The organism is Nonomuraea sp. NPDC054003 (assembly GCF_055585125.1).
Genome location: NZ_JBVJKR010000027.1, coordinates 1 through 22,175, shown reverse-complemented (window position 1 = coordinate 22,175; position 22,175 = coordinate 1). Strand labels below are relative to the sequence as shown.

The 22,175-nt window shown below is 67.7% G+C and carries 19 protein-coding genes and 1 pseudogene; 16 read left to right on the top strand and 4 right to left on the bottom strand.

The genetic code is table 11. The features are described 5' to 3' along the window. Window positions 1-117: 117 nt before the first annotated feature. On the bottom strand, window positions 118-546 hold the full coding sequence (locus tag ACZ6YG_RS42820) for a DUF2267 domain-containing protein (protein WP_148034681.1): 429 nt from the start codon (window positions 544-546) through the stop codon (window positions 118-120). A 160-nt stretch (window positions 547-706) separates the two neighbouring features. Between ACZ6YG_RS42820 and ACZ6YG_RS42815 the strand changes: the two genes are divergently transcribed. The 14 genes from ACZ6YG_RS42815 to ACZ6YG_RS42750 all read left to right on the top strand — a co-directional run bounded on the left by ACZ6YG_RS42815 (window position 707) and on the right by ACZ6YG_RS42750 (window position 16,306). Then, window positions 707-3,289, top strand: coding sequence for a LuxR C-terminal-related transcriptional regulator (locus ACZ6YG_RS42815; protein WP_466021126.1), 2,583 nt, complete (start codon window positions 707-709; stop codon window positions 3,287-3,289). A 103-nt stretch (window positions 3,290-3,392) separates the two neighbouring features. Next, window positions 3,393-3,842, top strand: a complete 450-nt coding sequence (locus ACZ6YG_RS42810) for an Hsp20 family protein (protein ID WP_466021125.1) — start codon at window positions 3,393-3,395, stop codon at window positions 3,840-3,842. Window positions 3,843-3,861: 19 nt separating this feature from the next. Further along, complete coding sequence (locus ACZ6YG_RS42805; protein ID WP_148032315.1) at window positions 3,862-4,350, top strand: general stress protein; 489 nt, start codon at window positions 3,862-3,864, stop codon at window positions 4,348-4,350. Then, on the top strand, window positions 4,335-6,233 hold the full coding sequence (dnaK, locus tag ACZ6YG_RS42800; protein WP_466021124.1) for a molecular chaperone DnaK: 1,899 nt from the start codon (window positions 4,335-4,337) through the stop codon (window positions 6,231-6,233). Before ACZ6YG_RS42805 ends, dnaK begins: the two co-directional genes overlap by 16 nt. A gap of 1 nt (window position 6,234) precedes the next feature. Beyond that, window positions 6,235-6,741, top strand: coding sequence for a nucleotide exchange factor GrpE (locus ACZ6YG_RS42795; RefSeq protein WP_148032313.1), 507 nt, complete (start codon window positions 6,235-6,237; stop codon window positions 6,739-6,741). Beyond that, on the top strand, window positions 6,738-7,664 hold the full coding sequence (locus ACZ6YG_RS42790) for a DnaJ C-terminal domain-containing protein (protein WP_466021123.1): 927 nt from the start codon (window positions 6,738-6,740) through the stop codon (window positions 7,662-7,664). The genes ACZ6YG_RS42795 and ACZ6YG_RS42790 overlap by 4 nt, the downstream gene beginning before the upstream one ends. After that, window positions 7,661-7,954: a chaperone modulator CbpM gene (locus ACZ6YG_RS42785; RefSeq protein WP_271277804.1), complete on the top strand. Its 294-nt coding sequence runs from the start codon at window positions 7,661-7,663 to the stop codon at window positions 7,952-7,954. The genes ACZ6YG_RS42790 and ACZ6YG_RS42785 overlap by 4 nt, the downstream gene beginning before the upstream one ends. Before the next feature lie 10 nt (window positions 7,955-7,964). Then, window positions 7,965-10,583 (top strand): ATP-dependent chaperone ClpB, encoded by a 2,619-nt coding sequence (gene clpB, locus ACZ6YG_RS42780; protein WP_466021122.1) that lies wholly within the window; start codon window positions 7,965-7,967, stop codon window positions 10,581-10,583. Between the two features lies 1 nt (window position 10,584). Continuing rightward, complete coding sequence (trxA, locus tag ACZ6YG_RS42775) at window positions 10,585-11,013, top strand: thioredoxin (RefSeq protein WP_148032309.1); 429 nt, start codon at window positions 10,585-10,587, stop codon at window positions 11,011-11,013. Next, window positions 11,010-12,662 carry an FAD-dependent oxidoreductase gene (locus ACZ6YG_RS42770; RefSeq protein ID WP_466021121.1) on the top strand — a complete coding sequence of 551 codons (1,653 nt, stop codon included), beginning with the start codon at window positions 11,010-11,012 and terminating at the stop codon, window positions 12,660-12,662. Before trxA ends, ACZ6YG_RS42770 begins: the two co-directional genes overlap by 4 nt. A 17-nt stretch (window positions 12,663-12,679) precedes the next feature. Further along, on the top strand, window positions 12,680-13,129 hold the full coding sequence (locus ACZ6YG_RS42765; RefSeq protein ID WP_466021120.1) for a DUF1931 family protein: 450 nt from the start codon (window positions 12,680-12,682) through the stop codon (window positions 13,127-13,129). A 138-nt stretch (window positions 13,130-13,267) separates the two neighbouring features. Beyond that, window positions 13,268-14,119: a zinc metalloprotease HtpX gene (gene htpX / locus ACZ6YG_RS42760; RefSeq protein ID WP_466021119.1), complete on the top strand. Its 852-nt coding sequence runs from the start codon at window positions 13,268-13,270 to the stop codon at window positions 14,117-14,119. 192 nt (window positions 14,120-14,311) lie between these two features. Beyond that, window positions 14,312-14,911: a DUF1345 domain-containing protein gene (locus ACZ6YG_RS42755; protein WP_148032305.1), complete on the top strand. Its 600-nt coding sequence runs from the start codon at window positions 14,312-14,314 to the stop codon at window positions 14,909-14,911. Window positions 14,912-15,085: 174 nt separating this feature from the next. Next, entirely contained in the window at window positions 15,086-16,306 is a 1,221-nt protein-coding gene (locus ACZ6YG_RS42750; protein WP_222708990.1) for an NAD(P)/FAD-dependent oxidoreductase, read from the top strand. Between the two features lie 278 nt (window positions 16,307-16,584). On the opposite strand, the gene ACZ6YG_RS42745 is transcribed toward ACZ6YG_RS42750, so the two are convergent. Next, on the bottom strand, window positions 16,585-17,472 hold the full coding sequence (locus ACZ6YG_RS42745; protein WP_466021118.1) for an SMP-30/gluconolactonase/LRE family protein: 888 nt from the start codon (window positions 17,470-17,472) through the stop codon (window positions 16,585-16,587). A 504-nt stretch (window positions 17,473-17,976) separates the two neighbouring features. Here ACZ6YG_RS42745 and ACZ6YG_RS42740 point away from each other — a divergent pair. Beyond that, window positions 17,977-19,080 carry an FUSC family protein gene (locus ACZ6YG_RS42740; RefSeq protein WP_466021117.1) on the top strand — a complete coding sequence of 368 codons (1,104 nt, stop codon included), beginning with the start codon at window positions 17,977-17,979 and terminating at the stop codon, window positions 19,078-19,080. A gap of 232 nt (window positions 19,081-19,312) precedes the next feature. Here ACZ6YG_RS42740 and ACZ6YG_RS42735 read toward each other — a convergent pair whose 3' ends face one another. Next, window positions 19,313-20,713, bottom strand: a complete 1,401-nt coding sequence (locus ACZ6YG_RS42735; RefSeq protein ID WP_148032302.1) for a sugar porter family MFS transporter — start codon at window positions 20,711-20,713, stop codon at window positions 19,313-19,315. A gap of 64 nt (window positions 20,714-20,777) precedes the next feature. Continuing rightward, window positions 20,778-21,830, bottom strand: coding sequence for a glucose 1-dehydrogenase (locus ACZ6YG_RS42730; protein ID WP_466021116.1), 1,053 nt, complete (start codon window positions 21,828-21,830; stop codon window positions 20,778-20,780). Between the two features lie 229 nt (window positions 21,831-22,059). Here ACZ6YG_RS42730 and ACZ6YG_RS42725 point away from each other — a divergent pair. Beyond that, window positions 22,060-22,175: pseudogene (locus ACZ6YG_RS42725) on the top strand (transcriptional regulator); the annotation flags it as partial.

Here is a 22,175-nt window from a genome sequence, read left to right as displayed (position 1 = left end):
CTACGCCGAGGCCTTCGATAAAGAGGACCGAGACGATCTCGGCAGGCGAACTCCTCTGGTGGGACTCCTCCCGCTCCGGCTCATCCGCGCCCTGCGCCGACGGCAAAGACCTGACCGCTAGGGCAGCACCGAAGCCAGGTCCTTCGGCATGCTGGATTTCACGTCCTCCCACTCGCCGTCGGAAATGTGCTTCCTGAGCGCCTGCAACACCGTCTTGACGAGATCTTCCGTACTCTCCTGGACTTCGAAGTCCACCCCGCTTGACACACGGTCGAGGAACTTCTCGCGGTTGAGCTTCACCGGAACCGCGCCCGGGCGCCAGCCGTCGTAATAGAGACCGCGGATCAGCAGCGGCAACTGGGCGGCGAGGTGCGCGCTCTCCTCGACGGACAGCCGGTCGCGCAGCGCGTGAAGCACCGCCCGGAGGGCGGCGTAGGATCGGTTCCGGTGCTCAGCAGACCAACCGTGCGCCTCTTCGATCTCCCGCAGGACCCGGTTCGTCTTGTCCACCGTCCGGTTGAACGGCGCATAACCGGTCTCCGCCATCTCGTCCACCCCTTCGCGTTCTCTTGCGGCACTACAACCCTGGCTCCAGCCGCCCCCGAACCACATCCCCAGGACATGTAGTGCACCGAGGACAAAAGATCTCGACAGGCATGGGATTCGCTGCTCCGGCGCCGGAAAGTGCTCGATTGGGGGGGACGAGATGCGGGGACGCGATCGGGAATGGAGCCAGGTCGAGGGGCTATTTCGTACGCTGGAACAAGGCGGGACCGGCACGCTACTCGTAGACGGTGAACCCGGGGTGGGCAAGAGCAGGCTGCTGAACGAAGCCGCCGATGCCGCTCCCCACCACGGCATCGGCGTGATCCGCGGCAGCGTGGAGGAGCTCGGCGAACTCGTTTCGTGCGGCTTCTTGCTGGAAGCCCTCGACCTCCCGTTCGAGGCAGAGTCCGTCGGCTCACCGGCGCACCTGCTGGACCGCCTGACGAAGGGCTTCCTAGAGCGGGCCGGAGCGCCGGTGCTGGCCGTGTTCGACGACCTGCACCGGGCCGAACCTGCGACGCTGCGGACCGTCCGTCTCCTACACGACCGGCTGACGACCCAGCCCGTCGGCTGGCTGCTGAGCGGCTCGACCGCCGGGAACGACGCCCGGGCCGCCTGCTTGTTCGGCCTCCTGGAGCGGAACGGCGCCGCGCGGGTGACGCTCGCGCCGCTCTCGCCGGAAGCCGTCGCGGAGCTGGCAGCGGACATGCTCGGGAGGCCGCCCGATCCGACGACGCGTGCGCTGGTGGCCGGTGCCGGGGGCAATCCTCTGCTGATCACCGAGTTGCTTGCCGGCCTGCGCGTCGAAGGCCGCCTCGACGCGTCCTGTGGTGCCATGTCACGTGCCCATTTGCCCGCCCGGCTGCGAATGGTGGTGCGACGCTGGACCGATGCCCTGGGCGGGGAGGCCAGAAGCCTGGTGGAGACGGTCGCCGTGCTCGGTGGGCCGCTACCGATCGAGCAGGCCGCGTCGCTGCTCGGCACCACACCGGCCGGCTTGCTCTCCGCCATCGAGGAAGCCACGGCGGCGGGCATTCTCGACGTCACGGGGCGTGGGCTCGCCTTCCGCTACGAGCTGATCGGGACCGCTACCGCCACATGGGTTCCTCCGCCAATACGGGATGCACTGCTGAGCCAGTCCGGCGCTCTCACAGACCTCGAACCGGCGGGCACCCCTTTCACCGCTTCGGCCGCTGCCGTCCACGCGGCGGTCGCCGATGGGCGGCTGGAGGAGGCCGAGAACATGGTCCAGGAACGTCTCGCCGGCAATCGCTCCGCACAGAACGTGGCGGAACTACGATGCCTGCTCTCGGACATCATGTACCGGACCGGCAGGGGCGACGAGGCGATCCACGAGGCCGACAGCGTGCTGGCCCTCCCGGCCCGCTGGCATCACGTGCGTGACCGCGCGGTCGTCGTGAGGCTGTACGCCATGACACGCCTGCAAGACGACTACGTACGGGCGTACGCGGATGAGATCATCGACGGCGAATCCGGGCACGGTCCAACCGTCATGGTGGCCGCGCTGACCGCCCTCGCCACGATCGAGCGGGACGAGGGCAGGCTCTCCAACGCCGTTGCACTGGCCGAGGACGCCTGGCGGCTGGCCAGCGAGGACCGACCGGACGAACGCCGCTACGAGGCCTGTCTCACCATCGCGGCGATGCTCATCGATGTGCGCCGCCTCGACGAGGCGCGGGCAATGCTCCAGCAGGCACGCACGGACATGCTCGCTCATGACCATCTGGCCTGGGTAGCGGACGTCGCGGCATTGGAGGCTCGCGCCGAGTTCGCCGCGGGCCGGTTCGACGGTGCGATCACCGAAGGGAGGAGAGCCCTGAGCCTCGCCGCCGTTCACAACATCCCGCTGGCAGCCGAGGTGGCCAGCGGCATGCTCGCCGCCGTCGCTCTCCGGCGGGGCGACCTGCGAGAAGCGACGCGACGTGTCGCGGCCCCCGCTGAGGGATCGAGCGAAGCGCGTGCGCGGCACGCGCTGCTGGCAGCCCAGGTCACCGAGGCGCGCGACGGCCCTCGGAGCGCGATGACCTTGCTCACGAGTCTCTGCGGCCCGCTGCGGCAGCCGTCTTCGCTGCTCGCCATGGATCCGACGGTGAGCGCGTGGATGGTCCGGGTCGCCATGGGCGCGGGAGACCGTGCAACGGCCGAGTCCATCGTCACCATGGCGGAGTCCCTCAGCCAAGCCAGCTTGGGATTTCCGATGTTGGCCGCGTCCGCCGCGCACGCCCGGGGCCTGCTCGACGGCGATCGCGAGGCCCTCACCCGCGCTGCCGAGCAGATCGAGGACATATGGGCGCGGGCCTCGGCCGAGGAGGATCTTGGCGTGCTGCTGAAGGCCGTCGGGGAGCAGCAGGAGGCGATCACCAGTTTGGATCGAGCCTTGGCGATCTACCATGACATCGGGTCCACCAGGGATGCGGCACGCATCCGCCGCAAGCTGCGCGGCATGGGAGTGCGCCGCCGCCACTGGCACAACACTCCGCGGCCCGCTTCCGGCTGGGACAGCCTTACGGAAACCGAGGATGCCGTCGCCCTGCTCGCCGTCGACGGACATACCAACCGGCAGATCGCCGAGCAGATGTTCCTCAGCGTCCATACAGTCGCGTTCCATCTGCGGCACGTCTACCGCAAGCTGAACATCGGCTCCCGCGTCGAGCTCACACGCCTCGCGGTGGCGCAGGAACGGGTCGGCCCCGACCGGTCGCACGATGAGAGCGAAAACTGAGCCGCCGAAACTACACGAGTTGGGGATGTGACAGCCCAGCGCGCCGACAAGAGTCAGAACTGTAAATACCGACCCCGTACCTCCATCCCAGGAGGGGAGACCGATGGCACTGCTGGCAATGCGCCGCAGGGGCGGCGAGACATACCCGATGCGCGAGTTCGAGGACGTCTACGACCGGCTGGGGCAGCTGATGAATGCAGCCCTGGGAGAGTTCGCCGAAGAGAGGCCCACAGGCGTATGGACTCCCACGGCCGACATCTCGGAGACCGAGGACTCGTATGTCGTGGAGGTCGACGTCCCCGGCGCGAAGAAGGACGAGATAGACGTTCAGCTCTCCGAGCGCGAACTGATCGTCACCGGGCAGATCGAGGAGCACGAGAGTCAGCGGCGGCACCGCAAGACGCGCAAGACCGGCAGGTTTGAGCTGCGCACGCTGCTCCCGGGGGAGGTCGACGCCGAGCGGGTCGAGGCGCGCCTGTCCGACGGCGTGCTCACCATCACCGTTCCGAAGGCGGCGGCTGCCAAGCCCCGGCACATCGAGGTGACCGCCTGAGGCGGGGAAAGGAGCAGCCGTGACCGTCGCGCCGACCGGTTCCATCACGGCCAACAGGGAACGGCTCGCCACTTACCACACGTACCAGGAGGCGCAGAAGACAGTCGACTACCTGTCGGATCACGGCTTCCCCGTGCATGGGACATTGATCGTGGGCGTGGGGCTGCGCTCGGTGGAGCACGTCGTCGCACGGATGACGTACCTCCGCGCGGCCGGCTGGGGCGCGCTGAGCGGAGCCTGGTTCGGCCTCCTCATCGGCCTGTTCTTCGGGATCTTCGCGACTACGGCCGCGTCCATGGTCGCCCTGGTCCTGTGGGGACTGCTGGGCGGCGCGGTCGCCGGGGCGATCTTCGGCCTGATCGCGCACGCGGCACACGGCGGCCGAAGGGACTTCATCTCCGAGACCGGCCTAGTGGCTGACAAGTACGAGGTCCTCGTCGACTCCGAGCACGCGGCCAGGGCCCAAGAGCTTCTCCGGAAGGCGAACGAGCAATGGCGAAAGCAGTAGGCATCGATCTTGGTACCACGAACTCGGTGATCGCCGCCACGGTGGACGGTCACCCCACGGTGATACCCAACGCTGAAGGCTCCCGGACGACGCCGTCCGTGGTGGCGTTCACCGATCAGGGCGAACGGCTGGTCGGCCAGCTGGCCCGCCGCCAGGCCATCCTCAACCCGAAAGGAACGATCTATTCCGCCAAACGCTTCATCGGCCGACGCTACGACGAGATCCAGAGCGAGCAGCACGCCGTCTCCTTCGACGTCGTGGAGGGGCCCCAGGGAGCCGTGCGCTTCCAGGTCGGCGACAAGCAGTATGCGCCGGAGGAGGTCTCTGCGCTGGTCCTGCGTAAGCTGGCCGCCGACGCGGCGAAGTACCTCGGCGAGAAGGTGACCGAGGCGGTCGTCACCGTTCCGGCGTACTTCAACGACGCCCAGCGCCAGGCGACCAAGGACGCGGGGCGCATCGCGGGGCTCGAGGTGTTGCGGATCATCAACGAGCCGACCGCCGCCGCCCTGGCGTACGGGCTGGACAAGAAGTCCAACGAGACCGTGCTGGTCTTCGACCTGGGCGGTGGCACCTTCGACGTCAGCATCCTGGACATCGGCGAGGGGGTCGTCGAGGTCCGTGCCACCTCCGGCGACGGGCATCTCGGCGGCGACGACTTCGACCGCAGGATCGTCGACCACCTGGCCGACGAGTTCCAGCGGGACCAGGGCATCGACCTGCGCAACGATCCGCAGGCTCTGCAGCGCCTCTTCGAGGCGGCGGAGAAGGCCAAGGTCGAGCTCTCCGAGGTCACCCAGACCACGGTCAGCCTGCCGTTCATCACGGCGGACGCCTCCGGACCCAAGCATCTCAACACCGCGCTCATGCGGGCCACCTTTGAGAAGATCACCACCGACCTCGTCGAACGCTGTATCCATCCCGTCGAGCAGGCGATGGAGGACGCCAAGCTCAGGCCCGCGGACATCGACGAGGTCATCCTCGTCGGCGGATCCACCCGGATCCCTGCTGTCCAGAACCTCGTCCGCAGGCTCACAGGCGGCAAGGACCCCAACATGACGGTGAACCCGGACGAGGTGGTCGCCATCGGAGCGGCGATCCAGGCGAGCATCATCAAGGGCGAGGTGCAGGACGTCGTGCTGCTCGACGTCACACCGCTCTCACTCGGTGTCGAGACGCTGGGCGGGCTCATGACCAAGGTCATCGAGCGCAACACCACTATCCCGGCCCGCCGGACCGAGACGTTCTCTACGGCGGAGGACAACCAGAGCGCCGTGGACGTCGTGGTCCTGCAGGGTGAGCGGGAGCGCGCCGCCGACAACCGGGTGCTCGGGCGTTTCCGTTTGGAGAACATCCGGCCCGCGCCGCGGGGGGTGCCGCAGATCGAGGTCACCTTCGACGTCGACGCCAACGGCATACTCAACGTTTCCGCCCGGGACAAGGACACCGGGGCCGAGCAGCGGATCACCATCAGCGAGAGCTCCAACCTGGACAAGTCGGAGATCGAGCGGATGGTGGCGGACGCCGAGCAGCACCGTGACGAGGACACCAGGCTCCGAGAGACCATCGACGCTCGCAACGAGCTGGACTCGGTCGCCTACCAGGTGGAGCGCCGGCTACAGGAGCTCGGGGACACCGTACCCGTGCACGAGAAGGCACGTGCGGAGCAGCTCATCGAGGAAGCCCGCCAGGCGATCAAGGAAGAGGCGCCGATCGACCGGCTGCGGTCACTCAGTGGCGAACTACAGCAGGTGTACCACGGACTCGGCGCCGCCGGTGGCCGGCCAGAGACGCCTGGGGTGCCTCCCCAGGCCCGGGAGGAAAGCGCCCCGGGCGCCGACGAGGACGTAATCGACGCGGAGTTCTCCACCTCGGAGCCCGATTGACATGAACGAGAACGTACCCGATGTCCGGAAGGAACCCCGTGAAGAGAGTGCCGCCGCATCTGCGGAGACAGACGCCAAACTCGCGGAGCTGGAGGACCGGTGGCTTCGCGCCGTCGCGGACTTGGATAACCTCCGCAAGCGGATCGCCCGCGACAACGAGCGGCTGCGGGCCGAGGAACGCGCCAGGGTCGCCGCCGCGTGGCTGCCTGTCCTGGACAATCTCGAGCTCGCGCTGAGCCATGCGTGCCGCGACGACGACGCGAAGGCGGTGCTCGACGGTGTGCGAGCGGTGCGCGACCAAGCCGTCGCCGTCCTGTCCAACCTGGGCTACCCACGACAGGACGAGACGGGCGTTATCTTCGACCCGGCGCGCCACGAGGCGGTGGCAGCCGTCGAACGGGCCGATGTCGAGCCTGGCAACGTCGTGGAAGTGCTGCGGCCCGGCTACGGCGAGGGTGAGCGGCAACTGCGGCCCGCAAGAGTCGCCGTCGCGAAGAAGGCGGGATGATGGCCACACGGCGGGACTTCTATGAGGTGCTCGGCGTGGACAGGAACGCCGACGCGGACGAGATCCAGCGCGCTTACCGCAAGCTTGTGCGCGCCTACCACCCGGACGTCAACAAAGATCCGGGGGCAGAGGACAGGTTCAAAGAGATCTCGGAGGCCTACGCTGTGCTTTCTGATCCCGAGCAGCGTCGCCGCTACGACGCTTTCGGCCACGATTTCCGCCAGGTGCCGCCCCACGTAGATCCCGCGGACTACGCCCGCGCAGGCACGCGCGCTTCGGGCGGCACCTGGCGGTCGTCACCGGCCGAAGGCTTTGGGTTCGGCACAGACGTTGACCTGGACGACCTGCTCAGCGGCATGTTCGGCGGCCGTGGCAGGCAGCGCTGGGGCCCTGTGCCCGGTGCGGACCAGGAGGCGCAGCTCACGCTGACCGTCGAGGAGGCCTACCGCGGCGGCCGTCGCGGAATCACACTGCCCGGTGGCAGGCGCCTGGACGTCACGATCCCGCCGGGGGTCACGAACGGGCAGCGCATCAGGCTCGCCGGGCAGGGCGGGCGAGGAAGCGACGGAGCGCCGGCAGGCGATCTGCACCTGATCGTGCAAATCGCCGACCATCCCCGGTATCGCGTGGAGGGCCGCGACATCCACACCGCCCTGCCACTCGCTCCTTGGGAGGCGGCACTGGGCGCTACGGTGCCCATCGACACACCAGGCGGCGAGGCGAAGCTGAAAGTGCCGCCGGGCACGTCCAGCGGCCGTCGCCTGCGCTTGAGAGGGCGCGGCATGCGCAACCCGAGCGGCCCCGCGGGTGACTTCTTCGCCGAAGTCAGGATCATGGTGCCGGCCACGCTCACCGACGAGGAACGACGCCTGTTCGAGCAGCTCGCTGCCGCATCGCGGTTCGACCCGAGGAGGCGCTCGTGATCTACGCATTGGTACGCCCGGCCCGGCTGGACCTCGATTCCTACGCGCGGGTCACGGGGCTGCACCCGGAGATCGTCCGCCGGCTGGTAACGCTCGGACTGCTGGAGCCGGACAGGGATGCCAGGGGGGAGCTGTGCTTCACCCCCTCCCAGGTCATGGCGGCCGCCCGCATTCAGCGGCTGCACGAGGGCCTGTCCATCAACTACGCCGCGATCGGCGTAGTGATCGACCTCCTCGACCGGATCGCGGAACTCGAGACCGCCCTGCGCGGCCCTTCGCCACGACGCTAGGGGGACTGGAATGGACCCGAACAAGATGACGCAGAAGTCGCAGGAGGCCCTGCACGACGCCCAGACCAAGGCGCTGCGGCACGGTCACACCGAGGTCGACGGGGAGCATCTCCTGCTGGCCCTGCTCGACCAGCCCGATGGGCTGACACCTCGGCTGCTGCAACAAGCAGGTGCCGACACGCAACGTCTTGGCGCCGATCTAGAAGCGGAGCTGACGCGCCGTCCCAAGGTCAGCGGCCCAGGCACCGCCCCTGGCCAGGTGTTCCTCACTCAACGCCTGGCCCGGCTGCTCGACGCCGCGGACCGGGAGGCGAGCCGGCTCAAGGATGAATACGTTTCGGTCGAACACCTGCTGTTGGCCCTGATCGAGGAGGGCTCCACGACTGCGGCAGGACAGCTGCTGCACGGCCAGGGTGTGACCCGGGACCGGTTCCTGGAGGCGCTCACCGCCGTCCGGGGCAACCAGCGGGTCACCTCGGCCATGCCCGAGGTAGCCTACGAGGCGCTGGAGAAGTACGGGCGCGACCTGGTCGCCGACGCCCGGGCGGACAAGCTCGACCCGGTGATCGGCCGTGACGAGGAGATCCGGCGGGTGATCCAGATCCTGTCCCGCAAGACCAAGAACAACCCGGTCCTGATCGGCGATCCCGGCGTCGGTAAAACGGCCGTCGTCGAGGGGCTGGCCCAGCGCATCGTCCGCGGCGACGTGCCCGAGGGGTTGCGTGACAAGACCATCTTCAGCCTGGACATGGGCTCGCTCGTGGCGGGAGCCAAGTACCGCGGGGAGTTCGAGGAACGCCTCAAAGCCGTGCTGAACGAGGTGAAGGCGGCGGAGGGGCGGATCCTGCTGTTCGTGGACGAGTTGCACACTGTGGTCGGTGCCGGGGCGACCGAGGGTGCCATGGACGCGGGCAACATGCTCAAGCCGATGCTGGCCCGGGGCGAGTTGCACATGATCGGCGCGACCACGGTGCAGGAGTATCGCCAGCACATCGAGAAGGACGCCGCCCTGGAGCGGCGGTTCCAGCCGGTACTGATCGACGAGCCCTCGGTCGAGGACGCTGTGTCGATCCTGCGCGGCCTGCGCGAGCGGCTGGAGGTCTTCCACGGGGTGAAGATCCAGGACAGCGCGCTCGTCGCCGCGGTCACGCTGAGCCACCGCTACATCGCCGACCGGTTCCTGCCGGACAAGGCCATCGACCTGGTCGATGAGGCGTGCGCGATGATCCGTACCGAGATCGACTCCATGCCGGCCGAGCTCGACGCGCTCACCAGGAAGGTAATGCGGCTGGAGATCGAGGAGGCCGCGCTGGCCAAGGAGGACGACCCCGCGAGCCGGTCCCGTCTGGAAGAGCTACGCAAGGAGCTGATCGCCTCGCGTGCCGAGGCCGAGGCGATGCGGGCACAGTGGGAGGCCGAGCGGTCGGCCCTGCGCAAGGTGCAGAGCCTGCGGCAGGAGCTGGAGAGCGTGCGGCGGGAGGCCGAACAGGCCGAACGTGCCTACGACCTCAACCGTGCCGCCGAACTGCGCCACGGCCGGCTCCCCGAACTGGAACGCCGGCTGCACGCCGAGGAGGAGCGGCTCGGTACCCGGCAGAACGGCCACCGGCTGCTGCGCGAGGTCGTCACGGAGGACGAGATCGCGTCCATCGTCTCCCGCTGGACGGGCATCCCCGTGACTCGGCTGCAGGAGGCGGAGCGGGACAAACTGCTCAAGCTCGATCAAATCCTGCACGAACGTGTCGTCGGGCAGGTGGAGGCCGTGCGGCTCGTGGCCGACGCCGTCATCCGCGCTCGCTCCGGCATCAAGGATCCTCGGCGCCCCATCGGATCGTTCCTGTTCCTCGGACCCACCGGGGTCGGCAAGACCGAGCTCGCGAAGTCCCTCGCGGCGGCCCTGTTCGACACCGAGGACAACATGGTGCGCATCGACATGAGCGAGTACCAGGAGCGTCACACCGTCAGCCGGCTCGTCGGTGCTCCGCCGGGCTACGTCGGTTATGAGGAGGGCGGTCAGCTCACGGAGGCGGTGCGGCGCAAGCCGTACTCGGTGGTGCTGTTCGACGAGATCGAGAAGGCCCACACGGATGTGTTCAACACGCTGCTGCAAATCATGGACGACGGGCGGCTGACCGACGCGCAGGGCCGCACGGTCGATTTCCGCAACACCGTGGTCATCATGACCTCGAACATCGGCTCCCAGCACCTGCTGGACGGGGTCACCGCCGACGGGGAGATCAAGCCTCAGGCACGCGAGAGCGTGATGGGGGAGCTGCGCCGGCACTTCCGGCCCGAGTTCCTCAACCGGGTCGATGACATCGTGCTGTTCAAGCCGCTGACCGAGGCCGAGATTGAGCGCATCGTCGACCTGATGTTCACCGACATCAGAAACCGCCTGGCCAGCCGCCGGCTCACCCTGGAGGTCACCGAGGACGCACGCCGGCTCATCGCCAACCAGGGCTACGACCCCGTCTACGGTGCCCGGCCACTGCGCCGGTTCATCGCCCGCGAGGTGGAGACCAGGATTGGACGCGCCCTGCTCGCTGGCGACGTGCCCGACGGGTCGACCATCACGGTCGGTGCCGACAAGGGTGAGCTGAACGTCACCTTCTATCCGCCCAGGACCTGACATGCACACCGTGAACTGCGCCAACTGCGGCAGACCCAACAGGGTCCCGGACGCCTACCGAGGCAGGCCCCAGTGCGGGATCTGCCACCAGCCGCTGCCGTGGATCGCCGACGCTGACGACAGCACCTTCGCCGAGGTCGCCGAACAAGCCGACCTTCCCGTCCTGGTCGACTTCTGGGCACAGTGGTGCGCCCCGTGCCGGACAGTCACCCCGGCACTCGAACAGCTCGCTCGCGAGATGGCGGGACGGCTCAAACTCGTCAAAGTCGACGTGGACGGCTCTCCGGCCCTCGCCCGCCGATACACGATCACGGCCGTGCCGACACTCATGGTGCTGCACGAGGGCCGCGTCGTGGCGCAACGCGCAGGCGCGCCGCCCGCGCCGCAGTTGCGCGAGTGGGTCGAAGACACAGTAGGGGCACCGTCATGACGGCCTCGCCGGCCGACGTGGTCGAGACGCCTGACCTGTGCGGGGCCTATCCCCGGCTGGACGAGCATCAGATCGCCGAGCTGTCGCGGCCCGGCGAGCGGCGATCCGTGTCCCCGGGCGACATTCTGCACCGGGAGGGCGAGCAGCTCCGTGAGTTCATCGTGATCCTGCGGGGCAAGGTGGCCGTGGTCGAGGGGTACGGCGCGAAGGAGCGGACGATCGCCGTCCACGGCCCCGGACGATTCCTCGGCGAGCTCGGCCTCCTCACCGGCCAGGCGGGATTCGTGACCGCGGTCGTGCGGGAGCCCGGCGAGGTGCTGGCCGTGCCGGCCGACGAGATACGGACGATCGTGGCGGGCGATCCGGCGCTCGGCGACCTCATCCTGCGGTCCTACCTGACCCGCCGCACCCTGCTGATCGGTCTGGACGCCGGGTTCCGCATCATCGGCTCCCGATACTCACCCGATGCCCGGCGGTTGTGCGAGTTCGCCGCACGCAACAGGATCCCTCACCGGTGGATCGACCTGGAGGAGGACGAAGCCGCGGACGCGCTCCTGCGCGAGCTGCGCTTTTCCCCGCACGACACCCCGGTGGTGATCTGGCGCGGCGACCAGGTGCTGCGTAACCCGACCACCGCCGAACTGGCGAAGACCATCGGCCTGCTCGCCCCTGCGTCGAGCGACACCGTATGCGATGTGGTCGTCGTAGGCGCGGGACCCGCAGGCCTGGCCGCCGGCGTGTACGCGGCCTCTGACGGCCTGACAACCGTCGTGCTCGATGCCGTAGCCGCGGGCGGCCAGGCGGGCACCTCGTCCCGCATTGAGAACTATCTGGGTTTTCCTACGGGGATCTCGGGCGCCGAACTCGCCGAGCGTGCCGTCATCCAGGCAGGCAAGTTCGGCGCCCGCCTGACGGTCCCCGCCGAGGCGAGTGAGCTGGAACCGCGTGAGGGCCACTACGGCATCTTCGTGGAGGGCGAGTGCGTCGTGAAGGCCCACGCCGTGATCATCGCGACCGGCGCCCGCTATCGGAAGCTTGATGTTCCTCATCTCGATAAATTCGAAGGATCCGGCGTCTACTATGCGGCGACACCGTTCGAGTTGCGCATGTGCCGGCGATCGCCCGTGGTCGTCGTCGGCGGCGGGAACTCCGCGGGCCAGGCGGCGCTTTACCTGAACGGAAACGCGTCGTCGGTGCGCATGCTCGTGCGCGGCGGCGATGTACACGGGAGTATGTCCCGTTACCTCGCCGACGAGATCGACCGAACTCCCGGCATCGAAATCATGTACTACACCGAGGTACGCGAACTGCTCGGAGAGCGCACGCTACAGGCTGTTCGCGCGGAGAACACGCGAACAGGAGAACTCCTGGAGATCCAGACGAGCGCGCTGTTCGTTTTTATCGGAGCCGAGCCGCACACTGAATGGCTCAAGGGGACCGTCCCGCTGGACGATCGCGGCTTCGTTGTCACGGGTCAGGGCACGTCGCCCTGGGGTACCCCTCTTTCCCTGGAAACCGGACATATGGGCGTTTTCGCCGCCGGCGACGTTCGCAGCGGCTCGGTCAAGCGGGTCGCGTCCGCAGTCGGAGAAGGTGCCATGGCGGTACGCCTGGTGCACGAGAGATTCACCACCACAGGCACTCAATAGGAAGGACGGTGATCCACATGCCCGTGATCGCAGTTTCCAGATTCGAGCACTTCTTTCGCGCCGCCGCGGGACTCGACGTGGACAAGGCCGATCTCAAGCGCTACAGCGACTTCGTCAACCGCAAACTGTACGACATGCTCATTGTCGCCGAGGCCGCCGCGAAGTCGAACCGGCGCGACATCATCCAGTTCTGGGACCTGCCCATCACCAAAGGACTGCAGGAGAACATGTACGACTTCCGGGACCTGGACGAGGAACTGGACCTGACATCGATCCTGGCGGAGCTCGCGGCGCTGCCTCCGCTGGATCTGTCGCTCAGCGAAGAAACCGAGGCCCGGCTGCCGGCCGTGGCGGGTGGGCTCTCCGTGGCGCTCGCCAGGGCGATCAGGGTCATAGAGCCTGATCGTAAGAATCCGGGAAGCGGGGAGTGGACACGCACAATCCGTGTCTTCGACCTGCTGCTATGACGAGATTCGGCAGCTTTGCTGCTGCCTCTGCTCGCCACGCGATCGGATGGCGGGGCACAGGCAGGCCTGGCCCCACACCACGGGGAGGATGGGCTCGAGCGCGATGAGTAGGAGATGTGTTCGAGAAAGGAGGACGCCATGCGTCACAACGGTCTGCGTACCGCGGCGCTGCTCGGCGCCCTGTCTGCTCTGATCATCCTGGTGGGGTGGTGGCTCGGCGGCAGCACCGGAATTCAGATCGCCGTCCTGTTCGCGCTCGTCAGCAACGGTGTCGCCTACTTCTTCTCCGACAAGATCGCACTGTCGGCGATGCATGCACAGCCTGTCGGCCCCGGTGACTGGCCCGGGCTGCACCAGATGGTCCGCGAACTGTCGGAGGAAGCGCGCCAGCCCATGCCCCGGCTGTACATTTCGCCGATCCTGCAGCCGAACGCGTTCGCCACCGGGCGCAATCCGCGTCATGCCGCAGTCTGTGTGACCAGCGGGATCACCCAGTTGCTGAACGAACGCGAGTTGCGCGCTGTCCTCGGGCACGAACTGTCGCACGTCTACAACCGCGACATCCTGATCTCCTCCGTTGCGGGAGCTCTGGCCACGATGGTCACCTATCTGGCATACATGGCCGGGTTCTTTGGCGGGGGAGACGATGACGAGGGTCCCGGCTTCCTCGGGGCCCTCCTGATGATGATCCTCGGGCCGGTGGCGGCCGCGATGATTCAGATGGCCATCTCCCGGGCGCGGGAGTATCAGGCCGACGAGTCCGGTGCCCGGCTGACCCGTGACCCGATCGGGCTGGCCAGCGCGCTACGGAAGATCGATGCGGGCACCCGGCAACTGCCGCTGCCGGAGACCGGCCGGCTCTCCTCGACCTCGCATCTCATGATCGCCAACCCGTTCCGTGGCGGGGGCATCGGGAGGCTCTTCTCCACCCACCCACCGATCGCCGACCGGATCGCACGGTTGGAGGCCATGGCCGGTTACCGCCGCTGATCTGGCTGTGCTCGGGGCCGACGGGTAATTTCCCGGTGTCGGAAGGGCGAGAGCGAGGTCAGCGACGGCGAGCGTGCGCTGGACTCGCACGTCAAAAGGGGTGGCGTCGGCCCGTCCTATGACACTCTGGTGCAGGTGAGGGCAGCGTGGGAGCGTCGCGGACGGCGGATACTTTCCTTGCGGCGGGTTTTGATGTGCGTCCTGCTCGGTGCCGTGGCCGGCGGGGGCGTCGCGCTCATCGGCGCCCCTGAACTGTTCTTCTTCGTCACTTGGGATGTGGCTGTTTCCCTCGTCCTGGCGTGGGCCTGGCTGATCAGCTGGTCGCAGGACCACGAGGGGACCAAGCGCATCGCCGAACAGGAAGGTGGGACGCACACCACCGACACGGGCATCCTGATCGCTGCGGTGGCCAGTCTCGCGGCTGTCGTGGCGGCCCTCCTCCGCCCGGGCAGCGATCAGGACCCTGTTGCCGCAATCGCGGTGATCTTGAGTTTGGTGACCGTGGTCCTGTCCTGGACTTTGACGAACACCGTTTTCGCCCTCAAGTACGCACGCTTGTACTATGTCGAAGTTGAGGGAGGCATCGACTTCCGGCAGGAGCAGCCGCCGAGCTATAGCGACTTCGCCTACACGGCGTTCACCGTGGGGATGGCTTACGGAGTATCGGACAATGTGCTGGCCAGCACCCGCATCCGGAAAGTCGCCTTCGGGCACGCCCTGCTTTCCTACCTTTTCGGCACCGTCGTTATCGCGGTGTCGGTCGGTCTCCTCGCCGATCTGGGGCAGCGATGAGCCTGTGTCGATGCCTGACGATCTCGAACAGGTCACCCTGGAGCGTCGAGACAGTACTGGACGAGGCTGGTTCGCCCAGGTAGTACGAGGCGCGGTTCCTGCGTCCCTCGGGTTCAACGGACACAGGGCATGCTTTGGGCCTCCGAGGGGGTGGCACGGGGCAGGGAGATGGTCATGAGACGAAGAACCCGCGTCGTGATCGTGGGAGCCGGTTTCGCCGGGCTGGCCGCGGCGCGAACGCTGGCCAAGGCAGGTGCGCTGGTCACGCTGATCGACCACAACCCGTACTCGACCTTCCAGCCCTTGCTCTACCAGGTGGCTACGGCCGGGATGAGCATGTCCGACGTGTCATACCCCATCAGGACCTACGCCGCCAGGTGGCCGAACGTGCGCGCCCGCCGCGGTGCACTAAGCAAGGTGCTGCCCGAGAAGCGGCGCGTGGAGTTGGATGACGGAAGCACGCTGGACTACGACTTTCTCGTGCTGGCCACCGGTGTGACCACCAACTGGTACGACGTGCCGGGCGCGCCGGAGAACGCACAGCCGCTTTATTCGCTCAACGACGCGGCAGCGTTGCGGCGGCGGCTCCAGCACTGTCTGGAGGACGCGGTGGCGGGCCGGCGCGACAGCGTCCATGTCGTGGTGGTGGGCGGGGGCTCGACCGGGGTCGAGATTGCCGGGACGCTGGCCGAGCTGCGGCGGCGCACGCTGCCGCTGACGCATCCCGAGATTCGTCCCGACCAGACGAGCGTGACGCTGGTGGAGCGCTTCGACTTCGTGCTGGCGCCGTACAGGCCGCGGCTGCGGAATGCGGCGGCAGCCGCGCTGCGCAAGCGAGGGGTGCGGCTGCGGCTGGGCGCCACCGTGGCATCCGTGGAACCGGATGCGGTGGGGATCGTCGACGGGACGTACGTGCCGAGCGACGTGACCGTGTGGGCGCTCGGCGTGACTGCGCCCGCCTACGTGGCGGAATGGGGGCTGCCGCAGACCAAGGGCGGCAGGATCAGGGTCACCGAAACTTTGAGTGTGCCGAAGCATCCCGAGATCTTCGTGGCCGGCGACCTGGCCGGACCGCCCGTGCAGCTGCCGCAGCTCGCTCAGCCGGCGATCCAGATGGGAGAGCACGTGGGCAAGCAGGTCCTGGCTGCGGCTCAGGGACTACCGTTGCGGCCGTTCTCGTACCGGGATCCGGGGATCATGGCGACCGTGGGCCGGGCCGAGGCCGTGTTGCAGCTGTCCAACGGATTGACCATGCGTGGGTGGCCCGCGTGGCTGGTGTGGATCTTCATTCATGTGGCGTACCTGCTGGGCGGACGCAACCGGATCACCGTGCTGGTCAACTTCTTCTGGCGGTACGCCGGTCCACGCCACACTGCCACCAGCGTCAGTGAGTGAGCGCCGCCGACAAGGCGGCCAGTTCACCAGCTTGGAGACCGTCGCGGCGCAGCCGAAGCGGGGCCGGGCGGGCTCGCCAGGGCCACGGCCCTGGCCGTCCCCTCGCCCTCTGCCCCCTGTTGTTCTTCCGCCGTAGGATCAGCGCCGGCCGAATTCAGGCAGACTTCCGCTGCGAGCACCCGCGCGACATCGGGTGGCATGCAGGTCGGCGTACTCCGCACGGGCGGCTTCGGGATAGCCGCCGTTCGTCGTTCAGGCCAGGGCGATAGAGCACCCGGTCAGAGTGTCGTCGGCAAGACCGGGCGACCTGGCACGCCGGGGTCGGCGGCGAAGAGGGAACCCGCCTCCGGCTGCTCAGTGCGGTCCACGTCCCGCGCCGAGGTGGTGATGAACAGGCGGTCCAGATTCTCGCCTCCGAAGGCGACCGAGGTGACCTTGCGCACCGGCAGGCCGACGATCGCGTCGAGGCGGCCGCCGACGTCGTAGCGGTGGACGGCTGCTCCCTGCCACAGCGCCACCCACACTCCGCCCTCGTCATCGACTGTCAGGCCGTCCGGAGCCCCAACCTCCCGGTCGATGAATACGAACGGGCGGCGCCCGCTGAGCCCGCCCTCCGGATCATAGTCGAACACGTCCACGCGCCCGGTGGCGGTGTCGGTGTAGTAGGCGAGGGAGCCGTCCGGGCTGAAGTCGAAGCCGTTGGAGATCGTCACCTCGGGCAGGACCACCCGCAGCGTCCCATCGAGTTCGGCCACGTAGAACGAGCCGCGTCCGGGACTCTCGTCGTAGGCCATGGTGCCAATATAGAAGCGGCCGTCGGGGTCGCAACCGCCCTCGTTCATCCTGATCGCGGGGTCAGTCCACGCCTCGCCGAGCGAGCGCAGCGGGGCGTCCAGGTCATCGAAGTCGGCCAGCAGCAACTCGCGTTCTGCCGCGACCACGTAGCCGCCCGACACGCGCGGCCGTACGACAGCGGCGACTTTTGCCACATGGCGGCGGCGTACGTTGCCGTCGAGGTCGAGCATCAGCACGTCGCCGGCCAGCATGTCGACCCACCGCAGTCCGCCCCACCGGCCAGACCAGACGGGCCCTTCCCCGTGCTCGGCGACGGGGTCGGTCACGGGGTACGAGGCGATGGTCATGCCGATCTCCTTGACAAGTCTCACGGGACACCTGCCGCTCATGCTGCCAGAACTGTCGTAGCCGACCACGTACCTCACCAAGCGGTGTCGCGGCGGCTCAGCCTCGTTCACCGACGCGACCGCGAAGTCCACCATGGAGATCGGAGACCTGCCCTGTGGATCGGCCAAGTGGGCAAAGGCGCGGTCGGATACGGGATGGCGGCACGGTCAGACAGCAACGAGGCTCATGAGACCCTCTCAGCGTCGGCGGTGGATCGAGTGCCGACGTCGCTGACCGGCAGTGTTCTCGAAGGCCTGGTGAGGGCAAAATGCCACTCGAAAACGGAGCGCCCGCTACCCGACGCGGGCAGCCTCGCGATAGAAGGTGAAAGACGACCCGGAAGCACCAGGTGGGGCACCACGTCTGAGGGTGCGGTGATGGCATTTTCCGCCGCGAGGCGATGGCTGGACAGGTGGGCTGACCTAGTCCCCGGCTTGGGTCGATGGCGGCGGCGGGGGCTACGCCGCTGGGTGCGGCGTGAGAGGCAGTTGCTGCTGCCGACGGTGACGGTCACCGTCGGCTGCCTGGTGGCTTGGTGGATCGCCACCGTACTGATCGGCTCACCTCAGCCGGTGCTCGCTCCCACCGGCGTGCTGTTGTCGGTGACAGCGACCGCCTACAGCACCCTGGTCCAGGCGGTCCAGCAGACCATCGCGGTGCTGGTAGGACTGGCGGCTGCAATCAGCTTCGTGCAGGTGTTCGGCACCAGCGCCGCCACCATGGCCGTCCTGGTCGCGGTCGCGCTGGTGGTCAGCAGAACCGTCGGCATACCCTGGCAGAACACGCAGGCGCCCATCACCGCCCTACTCGTGTTCGCCCTGGGCCGCGAGTACGGCATGGCGCGGCTGCTCGACATCGTCATCGGCGCCATCGTCGGAGCCACGCTCATACTGGTGATCCCGCCCCGTCACGTGGGCCGGGCCATCAAGGACATGGCCGACCTGGCCGATAGTCTCGCCGACCTTTGCTCCGAACTGGCGGAAGGCGTCAGGCAACCCTGGACCGCCCACCAGGCGCAGAAGTGGCTGGCCCGCGCCAGACGCCTGTCCGTCAGGCTGCGTTCGGCACACGAGAGCGCCGAACGAGCCAATGAGTCCCTGCGTTTCACCCTACGTCGGGCGCGAACCCGCCAGCGCCTGCGCCGCATCATGCAGGCAGTCGCGTGCCTGGAGCACGCCTGCCTTCAACTGCGCGGCGTCGCCCGTGCCCTCGCCGATCTGGCTGCGGGGGTTCGCGGCCTGCCAGGACAGCACGAGACCGGCAGTTTTCCCCGGGTCTTCGCCGACCTGTTGGATGCGGTCGGGAAGGCTTACGCCTGTTTCGAGCAACTTCTGGTCGTCCCTGGCAACGGCGAGGACCTGCTCCGCCTGCGCGCCGCCGTAGCGGAAGGCGAGCACCTCGAACGCGCTGCCCGCAGGCAACTGGCAGAGATGGATCCGCATTCACCCCTCTGGACGTTGTACGGCGCGCTGCTCGAGGACTGCGTCCAACTGCGCTATGAGGTCGATCCCGACGGCGGGCCGCATCGCGACGCGATCCTCCCACGCGCTCGTGAACAAGCAGCCTGGTTCACGTCACGTCGGCGGCACTAACCTTCCGCCGTCCGGCGGCTGCAGCAGGCGCTCGGCCGCTCTTCGCCATCCATCGTCTACGAGGATCGAACACAACCTCGACGTAGTCCGTCAGGCAGAGTGGATCAGCGCGTGCGGCAAGCCGTGGCTCGGGATCGTCCCATCCGTCACACCAGCGACCAGGTCCCCAGTCGTCACACCTAGGCCCCGTGGTGTCCCTCGCCGGTGGGACACCACAACCGTACTGAGCGGGTCAGCCCATTTCCTCCAGCTTGCGGCCCTTGGTCTCCCTGATCCATCTGGCGACGAAGATGAACGACAGCAGCGCCATGACGGTGTACCCCGCGTAGGTGAGCGGAAGATTCCACTCCGCGAGCGCCGGGAACGAGACCGAGATCAGCCAGTTGGCGAGCCACTGGGCCGCGGCGGCGACGCCCAGGGCTGCGGCGCGGATACGGTTGGGGAACATCTCGCCGAGCAGCACCCAGACCACCACGCCCCACGACAGTGCGAAGAACAACACGAACGTATTGGCGGAGACGAGCGCGATCAGTCCCTGCGGGTCCGGCAGCGTAACCCTGCCGCCGGTCACCCTGGCCGCGCTGAACGCCCACGCCGTGGTGGCCAGCGCGATCGTCATCCCCACCGAGCCGATCATGAGCAATGGCTTGCGGCCGATCTTGTCCACCAGCGCCATCGCGATCAGCGTGCCGATGATGTTGATGATCGAGCTTGAGAAGCTGATCAGCAAGGACTCGCTCTGGTTGATGCCGACCGACTGCCACAGTACGGTCGAGTAGTAGAAGATCACGTTGATGCCGACGAACTGCTGGAAGGCCGACAGAGTGATGCCGATCCAGACGATCGGCAGCAGCCCGAGCGCCGGGCCACGCAGGTCCTTCATCCCCGGCACGCCTTCGGCGCGCACCACGTGCTGAATCTCCGCAATGCGCTCGTCGAGGTCCACGTCTTCACCCTCGATCTCAGTCAGCACCTCGCGCACCTGCCGGGTGCGGCCCGACATGATCAGATAGCGGGGCGATTCGGGGAGTTTCAGTGCGAGCAGCAGATACAGCAAAGCTGGGATCGCGCAGGCACCCAGCATCCACTGCCAGGCCTGCAGCGGCCCCAAGTGGTTGCTGACGTTGCCGCCGGCGATGCTGGCGATTACGTAGTTGACGAGCTGTGAGACGGCGATGCCGAGCACGATGGCCAACTGCTGGAACGAGCCCAACCGGCCGCGGTAGGCGGGCGGCGCCACCTCGGCGATGTAGGCGGGCGCGAGCATCGACGCCATGCCGATCGCGAAGCCCGCGATCACCCGCCAGAAGCCGAGATCCCAGACCGTGAACGGCAGCATCTGCCCGATCGAGCTGATCATGAACAGCAGCGCCGCCACCTGCATGGACCTCGTACGCCCCAGTTGGTCGGCCAGCCTTCCGCCCGTCCAGGCGCCCGCGGCCGAGCCCAGCAGCGCGATCGCCACCACGACCCCGGTCTCGACCGGTCCCACCCGGAAGTGGTTCTGGATACCGACGACCGCGCCGTTGATGACGGCACTGTCGTACCCGAACAGAAATCCGCCGACGGCCGCGGCCGCCGCGATGAACACGACATGTCCCAAGCGCTCTTGACCGGCTCGGTTAAAGATCATGAAAGTTCCCCTTGATGGGGCATACCCATCAAGTCACGCTCAGTAGCAGACTTGGGGAGTTCCGCTACGTGGTGAGGTCGATGACGACCTTGATGTCGTCCCCAGACTCGAGAGCCTCAAGTGCGCGGTCCAGCGGCACCCGCCGGGTGATCATCCGTTCGAGCCACCCACGATCGGCCTCGGCCAAGAAGGTGGCCGCGGCCCTGAAGTGGCGCAGGTTCGCGTTCACGCTGCCGAAGACCACGTCGTTCTCCAGCACGATCTCCCGGTTGATCATTCCGGGGTCCACCCGATGCTCGCGCCCCCCGGGCGCGAGCCCGCACAAGCACAGAGTGCCCGCCGCAGCAGTCATCGTCATGGCTTCGATGACGAGCCTCCCCGCACCGGTGCACTCGATGATGACGTCGGGTTTGTGCTGGTGGAAATCCACTAGGGACGTGCCCGAGTGGTAGGTGCCGCCCAGGTCGGAGACCATTCTCGACTTGAGCCCTCCTTCAGGAGCCCGGTCCAGCACGTGCAGCTCGAGCCCTCGCTGTCGCCCCAAGAACGCGGCCAGCAGCCCGATCGGCCCCGCTCCCGTCACCAGCAGCATGTGCGGCTCGAACCAGGCCCGCGTGCCGATCCGGTCGATCTGCTCCCACGCCTTGGCGACCACGGACATGGGCTCGGTCAGCATGCCGACGCTCTCCAGCGACGGATCCAGGCGCGCGACGTGCGCGGCCTCGACCGTCCAGCGCTCGCTTCCGTACCCGTCGAGCTCCTTGATGCCGCGCTCGGTGTAGCGGCCGTTTCGGCACATGTCGAACTCGCCACGCAGGCACGCCCCGCACGGCACCGGATCGGGGCGGCGTACGACACCCGCCACCAGGTCGCCAGGCGAGAATGCGGAGCCCGCTGGCGCCTCCAACACCCGGCCGAGCGACTCGTGCCCCATGACCATCCGGTCCTTGCCTGGCGGCGGCCAGCCGTACACGGCGGCGGCCAGCTCCCTGTCCGTCCCGCAGATGCCCAGGGCCAGCCCTTGGACAAGCAGCTCCCCCGTGCCCGGGTTGGGGCCGGGCACCTCCTGCACCTCCAGCGTCCCCTTCTTGCCTGGCGCAAATGTCAGCGCACGCATCTGCAACACCCCCGGGACTGGTCCCTACCCCGGACGTTCAGGAGAATACGTACCGTACCCGCAGGTGGGACACCCGCGCAGGATCGATCAGCTGGCCAGCCCCAAGGTTAGCGTCCACGGCAGTGGTGCACAGGTTTGAACCCATCCGTCACCTTGACGCCCGTTCGGGAAGATCGATGTGACATGAGGACGGTCACTCCGCGATCCTTCGCAGCTGTCGAAGGCATAGGCGATCTCCAAGCACCTCAAGGTGCTCGAACGCGCCGGGCTCGTCTCCCGGAGCCGGGATGCGCAACGGCGGCCCTGCCGGCTCCAGGCGGGTCCGCTCAAGGCCGCCACCGACTG

Coding starts and splice junctions, on each gene's coding strand:
- ACZ6YG_RS42735 (WP_148032302.1), bottom strand. CDS start 20,713: ATGATCTTTAACCGAGCCGGTCAAGAGCGCTTGGGACATGTCGTGTTC.
- ACZ6YG_RS42795 (WP_148032313.1), top strand. CDS start 6,235: ATGAACGAGAACGTACCCGATGTCCGGAAGGAACCCCGTGAAGAGAGT.
- ACZ6YG_RS42730 (WP_466021116.1), bottom strand. CDS start 21,830: ATGCGTGCGCTGACATTTGCGCCAGGCAAGAAGGGGACGCTGGAGGTG.
- htpX (WP_466021119.1), top strand. CDS start 13,268: ATGCGTCACAACGGTCTGCGTACCGCGGCGCTGCTCGGCGCCCTGTCT.
- ACZ6YG_RS42750 (WP_222708990.1), top strand. CDS start 15,086: ATGAGACGAAGAACCCGCGTCGTGATCGTGGGAGCCGGTTTCGCCGGG.
- ACZ6YG_RS42765 (WP_466021120.1), top strand. CDS start 12,680: ATGCCCGTGATCGCAGTTTCCAGATTCGAGCACTTCTTTCGCGCCGCC.
- ACZ6YG_RS42815 (WP_466021126.1), top strand. CDS start 707: ATGCGGGGACGCGATCGGGAATGGAGCCAGGTCGAGGGGCTATTTCGT.
- ACZ6YG_RS42770 (WP_466021121.1), top strand. CDS start 11,010: ATGACGGCCTCGCCGGCCGACGTGGTCGAGACGCCTGACCTGTGCGGG.
- ACZ6YG_RS42820 (WP_148034681.1), bottom strand. CDS start 546: ATGGCGGAGACCGGTTATGCGCCGTTCAACCGGACGGTGGACAAGACG.
- ACZ6YG_RS42810 (WP_466021125.1), top strand. CDS start 3,393: ATGGCACTGCTGGCAATGCGCCGCAGGGGCGGCGAGACATACCCGATG.
- trxA (WP_148032309.1), top strand. CDS start 10,585: ATGCACACCGTGAACTGCGCCAACTGCGGCAGACCCAACAGGGTCCCG.
- ACZ6YG_RS42755 (WP_148032305.1), top strand. CDS start 14,312: ATGTGCGTCCTGCTCGGTGCCGTGGCCGGCGGGGGCGTCGCGCTCATC.
- clpB (WP_466021122.1), top strand. CDS start 7,965: ATGGACCCGAACAAGATGACGCAGAAGTCGCAGGAGGCCCTGCACGAC.
- dnaK (WP_466021124.1), top strand. CDS start 4,335: ATGGCGAAAGCAGTAGGCATCGATCTTGGTACCACGAACTCGGTGATC.
- ACZ6YG_RS42790 (WP_466021123.1), top strand. CDS start 6,738: ATGATGGCCACACGGCGGGACTTCTATGAGGTGCTCGGCGTGGACAGG.